The 13373-nt window shown below is 52.2% G+C and carries 12 protein-coding genes; 3 read left to right on the top strand and 9 right to left on the bottom strand.

The annotated features are described in order from the left end of the window. Nucleotides 1-27: 27 nt before the first annotated feature. From F8I07_RS04210 to F8I07_RS04185, 6 genes are all read right to left on the bottom strand, one after another. Entirely contained in the window at nucleotides 28-489 is a 462-nt protein-coding gene (locus tag F8I07_RS04210) for a 23S rRNA (pseudouridine(1915)-N(3))-methyltransferase RlmH (RefSeq protein ID WP_292656132.1), read from the bottom strand. A gap of 20 nt (nucleotides 490-509) precedes the next feature. Next, nucleotides 510-1805, bottom strand: coding sequence for an ATP-dependent RecD-like DNA helicase (locus F8I07_RS04205; protein WP_292656130.1), 1296 nt, complete (start codon nucleotides 1803-1805; stop codon nucleotides 510-512). 188 nt (nucleotides 1806-1993) lie between these two features. Then, nucleotides 1994-5137: a response regulator gene (locus tag F8I07_RS04200; protein WP_292656128.1), complete on the bottom strand. Its 3144-nt coding sequence runs from the start codon at nucleotides 5135-5137 to the stop codon at nucleotides 1994-1996. Nucleotides 5138-5152: 15 nt separating this feature from the next. Then, entirely contained in the window at nucleotides 5153-5911 is a 759-nt protein-coding gene (locus F8I07_RS04195; protein ID WP_292656125.1) for a hypothetical protein, read from the bottom strand. Nucleotides 5912-5955: 44 nt separating this feature from the next. Continuing rightward, complete coding sequence (locus F8I07_RS04190; protein ID WP_292656123.1) at nucleotides 5956-6768, bottom strand: type IV pili methyl-accepting chemotaxis transducer N-terminal domain-containing protein; 813 nt, start codon at nucleotides 6766-6768, stop codon at nucleotides 5956-5958. Between the two features lie 31 nt (nucleotides 6769-6799). After that, nucleotides 6800-7579, bottom strand: a complete 780-nt coding sequence (locus F8I07_RS04185) for a type IV pili methyl-accepting chemotaxis transducer N-terminal domain-containing protein (protein ID WP_292656120.1) — start codon at nucleotides 7577-7579, stop codon at nucleotides 6800-6802. Nucleotides 7580-7930: 351 nt separating this feature from the next. On the opposite strand from F8I07_RS04185, the gene F8I07_RS04180 reads away from it, so the two are divergent. Further along, nucleotides 7931-9103, top strand: coding sequence for a pyridoxal phosphate-dependent aminotransferase (locus F8I07_RS04180; protein WP_292656118.1), 1173 nt, complete (start codon nucleotides 7931-7933; stop codon nucleotides 9101-9103). 164 nt (nucleotides 9104-9267) lie between these two features. Here F8I07_RS04180 and F8I07_RS04175 read toward each other — a convergent pair whose 3' ends face one another. The 3 genes from F8I07_RS04175 to lepB form a co-directional block, all read right to left on the bottom strand. Beyond that, a complete protein-coding gene (locus tag F8I07_RS04175) occupies nucleotides 9268-9735 on the bottom strand; it encodes a DedA family protein (protein ID WP_292656116.1) in 468 nt (155 codons plus the stop codon). 19 nt (nucleotides 9736-9754) lie between these two features. Beyond that, a complete protein-coding gene (locus F8I07_RS04170; RefSeq protein ID WP_292656115.1) occupies nucleotides 9755-10273 on the bottom strand; it encodes a hypothetical protein in 519 nt (172 codons plus the stop codon). 76 nt (nucleotides 10274-10349) lie between these two features. Next, nucleotides 10350-11048 carry a signal peptidase I gene (lepB, locus tag F8I07_RS04165; protein WP_292656113.1) on the bottom strand — a complete coding sequence of 233 codons (699 nt, stop codon included), beginning with the start codon at nucleotides 11046-11048 and terminating at the stop codon, nucleotides 10350-10352. A 52-nt stretch (nucleotides 11049-11100) separates the two neighbouring features. On the opposite strand from lepB, the gene F8I07_RS04160 reads away from it, so the two are divergent. Next, nucleotides 11101-12318 (top strand): saccharopine dehydrogenase family protein, encoded by a 1218-nt coding sequence (locus tag F8I07_RS04160; protein WP_292656110.1) that lies wholly within the window; start codon nucleotides 11101-11103, stop codon nucleotides 12316-12318. 119 nt (nucleotides 12319-12437) lie between these two features. After that, the gene (locus F8I07_RS04155) at nucleotides 12438-13358 is read left to right on the top strand and encodes a hypothetical protein (protein ID WP_292656108.1); all 921 of its coding nucleotides are present in this window, start codon (nucleotides 12438-12440) and stop codon (nucleotides 13356-13358) included. The last annotated feature ends 15 nt before the right edge of the window (nucleotides 13359-13373 follow it).

Below are 13373 nucleotides of genomic sequence, written 5' to 3'. Positions count from 1 at the left end.
CGTGTCAACATCGTGACTCCTACCGATTTATTTGTGGTACGGATGGTTGTGCAGGATCGAAAGACCCCGAAAGATCTGTTCCATCACAACCACCTTCACCAGCTTATGTGAAAGCGTAATTCTACCAAAGGAAACGGATTTGTTACTTGTGTCGACAAAAGGGCGTTCGAAGCCGTAAGCACCGCCGATGAAGAAGTTGACGACTGCCCGATCCTTAAGCAAATCTGCAAAATCGTAACTACTGATCGATTTCCCCTCAGGGTCCAGGACCACATCGTAGCCGCTTCCCCGATAACGTTCCAGGGCCTGTGTGTAGGATCGTTGTGCCGCCTCCGGATTCTGTTCCTGTGCCCGGGCGATCTCTTTGGTAAAAACCTCATGCACCTCCACCTGCGCCCAGGGACGGCAGAGCTTGCGGTAGTGCTCCACCAGGGGTTCGTAAAGCTCTTTTTTGCCTTTTTTGTCAACGATATAGATGTTTACTTTCACTCTTCATTCCTCATTCATTTCTACGTTTCCAACGAAGCGTAGAAACGCTCCACCCTCTCATCCACCCGGATCGCCCGTTCCAGATAGCGTTCCAAATCACCCCGGTTGAAGTCGATCTTGAGCCCTTTGGGGTCGGTGGCCCTGGAGATGGCCACGTAAAATTGGCTGGGGACGAAGAGGGTATCGACATTGCAGACCAGCCGGTCGATGCTCATTCCCTGGGATTTGTGGATCGTCACCGCATAGGCGGGTTTGAGAGGAAACTGTTTCAGGGTCGCCAGCGGACGCATCTCCACCCTGCCCTCGCCGTCCAGTGTCGGCTCTCCCAGAACAAACTCGTGAGGCTCCACCCGGACGAAGTCGTTTGCCTTCTCCACGATCAGAAACTCCTCCTCCACCCCACGGAGAATTCCCCGTTCCCCGTTGACATAACGGCCCCACTTGTTGACGGTAAAAAGTACCGGCGCCCCCACCTTGAGCCGCAACTGCTCCTGGACCGGCAGCATCTTTTTCCAGCTCTCCAGGCGCTTTTCGTGCAGGGCTTTCTCCTTCTCCAACTCGGCAAAAAAGAGATACTCCTCCCCCTCCAGCCGATCCAGAGACTCCCGATTCATCCGCTCCACCTCCTGGTTTCGGCCGAAGAGCCAGGTGGGATCGGAGCCGTAGACCGCTTCGTTGTTGCAGAGCCGCAGCAGGTAGTCCGTCACTTCACGGTCCCGTATCCCGCGCCGGATTCTGGAGAGTATCCGGGTAAAGGCCTCATCCCGGGTTCGGTGCATCTGCTTCAGCTCCACCGTCTGCGGGGCGAAGCTCTCCCAGGCTCCGCTCTCGAAGGCGTAGACCGCTTCACCGAAAAGGGAAGCGGAAGGGCCGTCACTACGGACCACCGGCGGAAGCTGATAGAAATCCCCTACGAACATCACCCGCCCCTGATACCCCAGGCTCTCCAAACGGTAGCGGATCATCTCCAGGGTCTCGACGCCGATCATGCTCACCTCGTCGATGACGATGAGCTCCGTCGCCTTCAGCAGCCGTTTCAGATCTGCCAGGCGTTTCCTGTTGCGCCGGTCATGTTCCCGCAGATCTTCGAAACTGTTGCAGATCCCCAGGACAAAAAAGCTGTGCAGAGTCACCCCCCCGATGTTGACGGCACTCACTCCGGTCGAACCCAGAGCCACAACTCCCCGCTCCTGCTCCCGATAGGCTTCGATGATCCGGTTGGTCATCCAGCTCTTGCCGGTTCCCGCCGCTCCGGTAAGGAAAAGATTCCCGCCTTCCAAACTTTGCAACAGATCGTCGACGGAGGGATCGGTCACAGAGGGCTCCTTGGAAAATTTTGGAGGAGTATAGCATAGAGCTCGCTCAAACTACTCCGTACAGACCCAAAGTGATAGAGGTTTCAGCCCCTTCAATGGTGGCTCGTGTCGTGATAAATTCGGGAGAGAATGATTTTAAAAATTTGATTGAATGTTTAAAAAAGGAGGGATCGGGATCCGAGAGGATCCTAGGCATTCGGTTGAAGCTTCTTACGAACCTCCTCCGCAAAATGAGGAACGGAGATGGTTTCGGCACAAGGGTGAGGATGTGAATCCTCCTCGTTGACCAGCACATAGGGTTTGACACCGGTTTCTTTCAGCGTTTCGATCAACAGACACTCCGGATCATCCAAATCGAGACTACCTCCGTCAATGAGTACATAACGATAATGACGGCGATCCATCGCTTCGATCAACTCGTTTTCATCTGTGACCCCTTCGACGCTAAAGCCCTGACACCGAAGCATCTTTTCGTAAATTTTCTCCAAAAAGGGCGATCGAATAAAGAGCATAATATCTGCCCCCTCTTCTCCCTGAGAGGCTTCGGAAGAGCTCTTTTCGCTCTCCCGAGTATTACAAACCGTCAGAAGTTCCTCCGGCTGCCGTGCCGACTCCTCTTTCTTCGCTTCAGGAGCATTTTCCGAAGAAGTATCTTCCAGACGGTTTTCGGATTCGGTACTTACTTGAGACGCACGCTCCTCCGACTGCTTTTGTGTGTAGTAAAGCTCAATCATCTTTTTGAGCTCCGGAATGTTGATCGGCTTGGGCATATAGTTATCCATTCCCGCCTCGAGATAGCGTTCCCGGTCACCGGTCAGAGCGTTGGCTGTCAAGGCAATGATCGGGATATGGGGAAGATGATTGGCCTGTTCGTAATCCAGTATTTCTTTAGTCGCTTCGATTCCGTTCATCACCGGCATCTGGATATCCATAAAGATCAAATCATAATCGTTCTGCTTTCGAAGTTCATATGCCTCCTTTCCGTTGGAGGCCAGTGTGACCGTCGCCCCAAACTGCTCCAGCGTCGTTCGGATCAGACGCTGGTTGATCGGATTGTCCTCCGCAACGAGAATCCTCACATTTTTGAGACTTGTCACAGGTTTTTTGACCGGCGCAGAGACTTTGGGCTTTTTCTCTTTTTTGAGGCTACTTTCAAAAGCCCGGACGGTTTTGTGGTAATTGATCGGTTTGTAAAGAACCTGACTGACCCGGTCACTTACCGATTCCGCTGCCTTTTTCATCACGCCGGTCGTCACGAGAACCACATTGGTATCGAGATTCAGAAACTTCTCCAATTCCTGGCCGCGACGGACATAATAATGCTCGACAAAAAGGATATCCGGCAGTTCGAATGCCTCATTTTCAAAGACATCCGAATAGTGGACAATCTTGAAATCCGCTCCCAGATATTCGGCATAGCGTCGCAGGTTTTCCGCTGTAATACGTTCATTGACCGTATCGGGCAGGACTGCGGCGGCGGTCATACCGCTGAAGTCCGGAGTCTCCTTCTCCTGATCCGGTCCCTTGGGCAATGTCAAAGTGAAGAAGAAAGTAGTCCCTTTGCCCAATTCGCTTTCGATATTGAGCTTCCCGCCCATCCGGGCCACCAGCTTACTGGAGATGGCCAACCCCAGTCCGGTTCCCCCGTATTTGCGGCTGGTTCCCGCATCGGCCTGGGCAAAGGCCTCAAAAATCTTCTCTTTCTGTTCGTCGGAAATTCCGATTCCGTTGTCTTGGACCGCGAAATAGAGCGTCGCATCGTTTTGGCTTTCGTGACGCTTTTCGATAATCACCTCGACTTCGCCGTTGGTATTGGTGAATTTGATAGCGTTACTGACCAGGTTGACGATGACTTGCGAAATCTTGGTCGGATCACCCACAAGCGTTTTGGGGATAGTGGGATCCACAAAAACACCGAATTCGATGTTTTTCTCTGCCGCTTTGGCGCCGTAGGACTCTACCGCCTCTTCAAACTTTTCGATGGCATCAAAGGAGATCTCCTCCAACTCCACTTTGTCGGCATTGATTTTGGAAAGATCCAGAATATCATTGACGATATTGAGGAGGTTCTCCGAACTATTTTCGATGACGGAAATGAACTCTTGCTGATCCGGGCTCAACGGCGTGTTTTTCAACAGCTGTGTAAAGCCGACGATTCCGTTCAACGGTGTACGGATCTCGTGGGACATGTTGGCGAGGAAGAGGTCTTTGGCTTTGTTGGCTTCGACAATCGTTTCACCGAGGAAATTGTAGATCGCCACCATATCGCGACTGGCAACCACTCTTTGCAGCTCACGCTTTTTCTGCGGATCCAACTCAAACTGGATGTTTTTGAGGGTTTCATCCAACAGTTTGGACTCTTTGCTGGTGTGGTGGAAAATCACGGCAAGAATGATCAGAAGCAGGATGAAAAATGCGGCTGCAATGAGGTATTTCAGAAGTAGTGAATGCATCAATTCTTTGTTTTTACTGACGGACTCGAAGGCATACTTCTGAAGCAGCTGACTGCTTTTGGCTATCCGTTCCATCCTTTGGGATGTCATTTTGAGCCAGTTTTCTACGGGAATCTGATACTCACCGTCATTGATCCCGTAGAGAACCTTTTTACGACTTGGATCAAGCAGAGTCGTATAATCATCGGGTTTGAGAATCTGATCGATTCGTTGCCGCATTTTCAAATCGGTGATCGACGTCAAGTCCGGAAGCGTATCATAGGAGATGCTTTGATCCCAACTCTTAAGATCTTTGATCGACATCGCCTTGCCCGATTTCAGCAAATAGGTGACGAGACTGCGTTCCAAATCGTTGTCGATCGAAAGAGCGAGCAGTTGATTGTCAAAGCCCAAAATCATTTGACTGACCGGACTGTGCAGTTGTGAGAGCTCTGTCGGATAAAGACGGATCAGCGGCTCCAAAATCTGCTTTTGGAAACGATCCACCAAAAGATCATGATAGTTAGAGCTTTGCGCATCAATATTGTTTCTGAAATCATGCAATACATTACCGACGTTATCGAGGGGATTTTGTCGGGACCCCTGCATCTTCAATTTCAGCGCATGAAAGAGGCGATCCGTTTTTTGTCGGATTTTAGCCAGCTCCTTTTTCTGCAAGGCACTTGAATAGGCGGCATAAAGTGCACTCTGCAAACGTTCCTGCTCCAAGGTATCGAGCAATTCGTGCCCCTGGCCGATCAGCTCCAGTTGCGCAAGATTTTTCTCCTCAACATGAAGTCCCTGATAACTTTGGTAGGCGAACCATCCCAAGGCACCGACGATAGCAAGCGTCGGGATAAAGAGCAGGGCGAAAAGGAGTTTCTGATTTACTTTTTTCATTGTGTCTCCTCTGCTTTATTTGGCTTTGCGATGGTAGATCACAAACTGCTCTGCCACACTCTCTGTTTCCCGTCCTGCCAGTACAAGCAGATTGGAGGCAAAAAGTTTCTGCCGACGGTCGATAAGACTTTTGGTCACGTTCCAGGCTTGAGAAAGACGCTCTTTGATCGGCGAGAGCAAGAGCGGATAGGGATAGTTCTCTATCTCTTTGAGATCCTGTTCCAGTTCTTTCACCGCCTGCAGCATCTGACGCCGGTTGATTTCGTTGTCGAGCCCTGCGCCGAGCGCCAGATAATATTTGGCACTTCGCTCGACAAGAAACTCAACCTGTTTACTCTTGATCAGCATCTTCTCATTTTCACTGTAGTTGTAGGCATACTCCTTGCCGATGGAGTTGGCACCCTCCAGAAGCGTCTCGCTGTAGTCGAGCATCAAAGCCGCTTTTTCCTTGCTGGGTTTCTCGGCAATGATCGTATCGATCTGGTTTTTGCTGTAGACCAGAAATTCCAACATGTTTTTGGTCTCTTCACTCTCCGTATAAACCGCAATGGTTCGGATATTTTTGACCAGAGCCTGCAAATCAGCCCGTATGGTACGACTGATCTCTCGCTTGCGAGGATTCGCATAGTAATAGAGATAATCTTTGGCGATCTCCTGACTCAAAAAGCGGATATTCTCTGTCGCTTCGATAATATGGACGTTGGTCCGCGTCTCTGCCGACAAGGGCAGTAGCATTCCTGCCGCAATCAGACATCCCGCTATGAACTTTTTCATCGATCCCTTTCCTTTGATACTGTTATCACGCTGTAGCCCATACCCTATTTGTAGAGTTCTACGTAGAGCTTCGTCACGGCATCCATCTCATCGGTAATATTGTTGGTCGTCGTATAAACGATAAAAGGAAGCCCTCCTTTTTCAATATTGAGATAGAACTTGTAGACGATTTTCCAGAGACTCTCCACTTTGGCCAGTTTCTGATTGATCGTCGCCGTATTGTCCTTGTTGTGCATCAGGAATTTGAGGTTTTTGTCAAATTCCGCCACTGCCGCTTTCATCTGATCGACAGTGTTTTTGTCTTTGATCCCGGCCTGATAGGCGATATAGTATTTGGCGATCCGCTGAGCCAGCATCCGCTGTTTGCCGGAGATAGCCACGACTTTGGACTCTTTGATGTTGGCAAGCTTTTTGAGGGAATCAACCACATATTGGCTTCCTTCCAACATCGACTCGCTCAAATCCAATACCAGCTGGGCATTGTCCAGGCTGAAAGGCTTTTGAACCGTTGCTTCCAGCTCATTCAGACTCATCTTGACAAAAGCCAGGAGGTTCTTGATCTCGGGATCATTGACCATCACATCAATCTTTTTCAGATTCTTTCGGAACTCAGTCAATGAGGCCTTGAGCTCTTTTCGGGCCTTGTCAGCCGCAATATTTTTCCCCAAATAGAGGTAGTCTTTGGCGATGCGTTGGGAGAGCATCCGTTGCTTCCCCGCAATATTAATCAATTGAATCGCATCTTTTTTCACCAGACTATTGACCGGTTTAGCCGTCTCGGCAGCTGTCGCTGTCGCCCCCCCGACCCAAAGCAGAATCCCCAGTGCCAGGCCGATTTGTTTCATCATCTGTTTCATTGTACTCACTCCTTTTGTGATTTGATTATGTTTATTGCACTTTTTGCGATGCGTAGAGGCCGGTTACCGTATTCATATCCTTCAGCATCTCATTGGATTTTTTATAAATCAGCGAAGGGATGAATTTGGTCTGAGACCGGTTCATCATTTTGAAAAACATGAAATTGTTTTTGACACGTGCCAGGAGTTTGTTGATCTCCGGTGTATTCAGATCCGAAGCCATCAAGCGATTGAGAGAATCTTCAAAGAGCTTCATCGCCGCATCCATCTTCTCTTTGAATTTGGGATCTTTGATTCCCCAAACTCTCAGCATATAGAGGCTGGCCATCCGTTGGGAAAGCATCCGCTGTCGTCCCGAGATATTGATGATCTCTCCCGATTTTTTGCCGGTCTCTTTGGCAAAAAGCTTGGTGACATCATCCGAGACTTTGAGCAGTTGATCCAGCTTCTCCTGCAGCTCAGTGGCTTTCTCTTTGCTGGGAGGCTCCGAAAGCATCTTTTTAATGGGTTCCCAAAGTTTTCGCTGTTCAGCAATTTTTTCTTTGATTTCGGGCTTGTCGGCGGCCGCGGACAGCCCCTGCAAATGATCGTCAAACATCTCCACGGTTTTCTTGAGATCCTCTTTGGGGTTGTCGAAAGTGTTCCCCATTCCCACCATTGAGTAATCTTTGAGCATCCGTTGGGTCAACATCCGTTGGCGGCCCGCTTCATTGACGGCCTGTGCGAGACTTTTGATCTCTATCGCATAGGCGGAAGTCGCCGCCACACATAAGGCAAACAGCACACCGATTGTTCGTTTCGTTCTCTTCATTGATATCTCCTTACTCCCATTTATCTCTCATCTGAGATCATTTTGTTATCCGGTAAAACCGAAAAGGCTCATGATACCGATGAGACCGGAAGATAGCCCGCAGTAGAAATTTGCTACTCTGCAATTCCCACCGCTTCCAGTCCCCTTCCCCAATTCTCAGGATAAATCCCGGTTTCCTCCCGTCTTACGGCAGGTTTGGCTCTCATTACGCGAACGTCCCATCTTGACATATTTTCCTTTAAACTACTTTGAAGGGAAGAACCTGCCTCTCCGGCCTGTTACACAACAGCTCGGTTGGTTCTGATCACTCTTTGTGTATAATTCCTTTAACCAAGAAAGAAAGGTCTTTTGATGTTTTCCAGACGAATCCAGGCGCTTTCGCCTTCGATGACCATCGCTGTCTCCACCCTCGCCCGGGAGCTGAAGGCCCAGGGTAAGGATATCCTGAGCTTCTCCGCCGGAGAGCCCGATTTCGACACCCCGGAGCGGATCAAAGAGGCCGCCATCGAAGCCATCCGCCAGGGACGCACCAAATACACCTCTGTCGCCGGAATTCCCGAACTGCTCGATGCAATTCAAGAGAAATTCCGTCGAGAGAACGGTCTGCACTATGAACGGGAGCATCTCCTCGTCAGCAACGGAGCCAAGCAGTCGCTCTTCAACCTCACTCAGACTCTGATCGACGAGGGAGACGAGGTGATCATCCCCGCCCCCTACTGGGTCACCTATCCCGAACTGGTCAAATACGCCGGAGGCAAGCCGATCATCATCGATACCGACGACCGCAGCGGCTTCAAGATCTCACCGGCCCAGTTGGAAGCGGCTATCACCCCCCGGACCAAAATGCTGATCCTCACCTCCCCCTCCAACCCCACCGGTTCGGTTTACAGCCGTGAAGAGCTCGAGGCCCTGGGCGAAGTCCTCAAAGGAACCGCCATCAAAGTCGTCAGTGACGAGATGTACGAAAAGCTGGTCTTCGACGGGACCGAGTTTACCGCCACGGCCTCTGTCAGCGAGGATCTTTATCAACGGACCGTGACCGTCAACGGTCTGAGCAAGTCCGTCGCCATGACCGGCTGGAGAATGGGCTATCTGGCAACCCCCGATGCGGAACTGGTCAAAAAGATGATCTCTCTGCAGTCCCAGAGCACCTCCAACGTCAACACCCCCACGCAGTATGCTTCCATCCCTCCCCTGCTGGGTGAGGTCGACGAAGAGATCGAAACCATGCGTCAAGCTTTTGAAGCCCGAATGCACGAAGCGGTAACACTCTTCAACGAGATCGAGGGGATCAGCGTTCTGAAACCTCAGGGGGCTTTCTATCTCTTCGTCAATATCAAGGATATCAGCAACGACTCCATGCAATTCAGCCAGGAGCTGCTCAAGCGCTACGGCGTGGCGGTGGTCCCCGGAATCGGTTTCGGCAGCGAAGGCTACTTCCGCTTCTCCTATGCCGCCGACATCGTCACGATCCGTGAAGGGATTCGCCGGATTGAGAAGTTCGTTCAGGAGCTCCGGAGCTGATCCCTGTCATTCAAAATTTAGCCTTCTGAAAACAGCCGTCATTCCGGGCTTGACCCGGAATCCAGGGCCTGAAATACCCATGAAACCGTAGATCCTGAATCAAGTTCAGGATGACGGAAACTTAACGCTTGATTTTTTAGAATATTGGCGTTGCTCCGAAGAGCTCAACCAAACCAGGCTCTGACTGCCGCCGAGAAATAGTAACTCCCCAACCCGACCACCAATCCCCAGAGAATCGAAGCAAAGAAATTCAGGACGACGAATTTTTTGAAATCATATCGGGAAAGCCCCATGACAATAGGGACCAAGGTCTTGACCCCGTAGATATATTTCTGGAGAAAAACCGCCATCCAGCCGTATTTGCGCATCAGGAGATTGGTATAGGCGATCTTGCGGCGGTGCTTGCGGAGGTATTTCAACACCTCTTTTTTGTTGGTCTGCGCCAGATAGAAGAGGAAGGTATCCCCGACGAAGTTGGCGACGGTCGCCACGAGGATGGAGAGGCCGATATCCATCTTGCCCAGGGCCGAGAGGATTCCGGCACCCGCCAGGGCCAGCATCCCTCCTCCGAAGGAGTAAAAGGCAAGAATGATATAGCCGTAGAGGGCCAGGTTATGAAGGATCTCTTCCAAGATTCAGCCGTGGAGTTTACTACTGGCCGAAGCTGTATTTGATGCCGACGGAGGTGACCAGCGCGCTTTCGTCTCCGCCGTAGAGGTATTTGGCCTCACCGACCAAAGCAAAATCCCCGCGGAGCTGATATTCGAGCCCGCCGCCGACGGCCGCGAATACGCCATCATCCGCTCCGTGTTCGTTGTGGGAGAAGAACTGCGCTCCGACCCCCAACAGCGCGTAGGGAGTCATCTCGCTGGCATTATCCGCATACCAGAGAGCGTTGAGCCCCCAGCGGTAGACCGAACTGTCCCCCCCGCCGACATAATCTTCATTGAACTGATAGTCGAAGGCAAACTGAATCGCCCCCACTTCCCAGAAGTTCTCGGTGGGCATATTGTAGTTGTAGCGCAGACCCCAGCCCCAGTTGTCTTTGAGATACATATCGTCATCGTTGAAAGAGTAGCTGCCTACCGCTTCCACCGAATGGTTATAGAGATCATGATCGGCGGCCTGCAGGCTCCAGACCGCACAGAGTGCTAGAAGAATCTTTTTCATGGCATTTCCTTTTTCCCCGCCGTATATCCGGAGATTTCTCTTGCCAGAGTATAACAGAAAAAGCGTTTAATAGTAATTAATATTTTTTTCGGATCACCATCGGATGCTCAAGGTCATAACGTCGGATCTTTCCCACAGCCTCTAGATCGAGCGGCCGATGCCAGATCCAGAAGACCCGATAGTAGATGTAGTCGTAGGGAACCGGACCGAAAAAACGGCTGTCGGTAGAGTTGTCCCGGTAATCCCCCATGAGAAAGTAACGGTGGGGTGGTATGGTCGTAACCGACATTTCGATTAGCTCTTTGGGGCCCACTACTTCGGGATCGTGCATGATGTTGTAATAGCGGGCATAGGGGTTTTTGAGCCACCACTCTCCCTCGATTTTGACCAGCGGCAGATGCAGGGCCTGGGCATAGGCTTTCGTACGCTGCGAATCCCCGGCGATCTGGAGATAGAGATCTTTGTTCTTCTCAAAGATCCGATCTCCCGGCAGGGCCACACAGCGCTTGAGATAGAGCCGCCGATCCAGCGGATGGCGGAAGGCCAGCAGATCCCCCCGGTGGATCCCCTGCTCCCGCTTCAGAAGATGCCGGTCGATATAGAAGCCCCAGGAGGGGACGTGGATCCCTGCTGTGAGGTTCTCCACCCATACCAAGTCACCATCCATCAGGGTATCGTTCATGCTGATATCGCTGACACGGTAGGGACGGATCAAAGAGAGGAAAAGAATCACCCCCAGCAGGACTCCGCCGTAGCGCCACACTTTTTGCCCCATTTTTGCCTCTTTCGGGATATAATTATCCAAATTTTACCCAGAGGAGCCCAAGATGTCCCCCAAGACCCTCATCATCGGCGCCGGAGGCGTCGGAAACGTGGTCGCTTTCAAAAGCGCCATGAACGCCGAAACCTTCGGCGAGATCACCCTGGCGAGCCGAACCAAGGAAAAGTGCGACGCCATCGCCGAAAACGTCAAGGAAAAGACCGGGGTTACCATCAAAACCGCCCGGGTCGACGCCAATCACAAAGACGAAGTGATCGACCTGATCCGAAAAACCGAAGCCGACATCGTCATCAACGTTGCCCTGCCCTACCAGGATCTGACCATCATGGACGCCTGCGTCGCCACGGGGGCCGACTACCTCGATACCGCCAACTACGAGCACCCCGATACCGCCAAATTCGAATACAAGGAGCAGTGGGCCCGGGACAAGGCCTTCCGGGAAGCCGGGATCATGGGGCTGCTGGGCAGCGGCTTCGATCCGGGGGTGACCAACGTCTTCGTCGCCTACGCGAAGAAGCACTACTTCGACACCATCAAGACCATCGACATCCTCGACTGCAACGCCGGGGATCACGGCTACCCCTTCGCCACCAACTTCAACCCCGAGATCAACATCCGGGAGGTCAACTCCAAAGGGCGCTACTGGGAAAAAGGGGAATGGAAAGAAACCGAACCGATGGAGATCAAGATGGTCTGGGACTACCCCGAAGTGGGCCCCAAGGAGAGCTATCTGCTTTACCACGAGGAGGAGGAGTCCCTGGTCAAAAACATTCCCGGCTTGGAACGAATCCGCTTCTGGATGACCTTCGGCGAAAGCTACCTGACCCACCTGAAGGTGCTGGATAACGTAGGGCTCACCCGCATCGATCCCATCGAAGTGGACGGCTGCCGGGTGATCCCCCTGCACGTGCTCAAGGCCCTGCTCCCCGATCCGGCGACCCTGGGGTCCCGCACCAAGGGCAAGACCAACATCGGCGTCGTGGTTCACGGCCTCAAAGACGGCAAGGAACGCACCGTCTATATCTACCAGGTCAAAGATCATCAGGAGTGCTACGCCGAGGTGATGAGCCAAGGGGTGAGCTACACCACCGGCGTCCCGGCGATGATCGGGGCCAAACTGATGCTCCAGAAGGTCTGGTACGAAGCAGGCGTGCACAACATGGAAGAGTTCGACCCCGATCCCTTCATGGAGGAGCTCAACCGTCAGGGATTGCCCTGGAAGGTGATGGAGCTGGAGAATCCCGAAGCCCTCAAGGCGGAGTGACTCCTCAACGTCTGCACGGGAGGGATCCGACTTTAGCCGGCTCGGTCTGAAACGATGTTTCTGTTATAATCCTGTAAACCTGCAGATCACGACGCTTCTGCATTCCCCAAAGGAATTGGATGAAAAAATTCTCTCTGTTAAATCTGGCTCTCGCTTCGGTGTTGCTCAGCGGCGTTTCCTTGGCTGAAACAGCGGCACAACACTACCAACACCTCACCGGGAGCCAGATCTTCAGCGCTGACAATGCCTATCTCGAGACCGGATGGTACAGCCTCAATGGCGGCGGATCCGGTGACGATCCCGATCTGAGCAATGCCAACTTTGTCGGCAGCTACTATTTCGGCGAACTCGGGGATACCTGGCGCCCTTTTGTCCTGGGGGGCTTCGGATTCAGCAAGATCACCCAGGATCATGTCGATCTGGGAAGCGGAGATCTGGGAGATGTCAAACTCGACGCTACCTACCTCAAACTAGGCGGCGGGATCAACGTCAACCCCAGCCCTGAAATCGGCTTGATCCTGGGAGCCTCCGGCCTCTGGATGCGAAGTGACGGCGACTACTCCGGAACCGATGCCGCCATGGAGCGCTACTTCGGTCACGACAGCGATACCGCACTCTACGATCTCTTTGCCGGTGCGAACTATCACACCGAAATCGACGGCTACAAACCCTATGCCGAGCTGACACTCCACTATCTGAGCATCGACTACGATTTCGATCTCGCCGATACCGACGGCTGGAGCGCCGACCTGGGCGCCGGAATCTATACCCCCACCCTCACGACCTGGATGGACCTGCCGGTTCGGGCCAAATTTTATGTCGCCGCGACCTTCCTGGATCATGACCTCTCCGACGTCACCGGCTTCGACCACGCCTACTACGCCGGCGCCAGCCTGCTCTGGAAGGTCGGTCCGATAATTCCGATATTTGACAACATCTTCAAGGACACCGAGCTGGCCTTCAATCTCCAGGGCACAACCGGAGACAACGATTTGAAAGGCTGGAAGGCCAGCGTAAGCTTCAGCATTGCCAAATTCTGATCGATTGTCGGATAT

The organism is Nitratifractor sp., assembly GCF_015487065.1.
Lineage (GTDB): Bacteria > Campylobacterota > Campylobacteria > Campylobacterales > Sulfurovaceae > Nitratifractor.
Note: the sequence above shows the minus strand (reverse complement) of the source record. Positions and strands in the feature narration are given on the sequence as shown.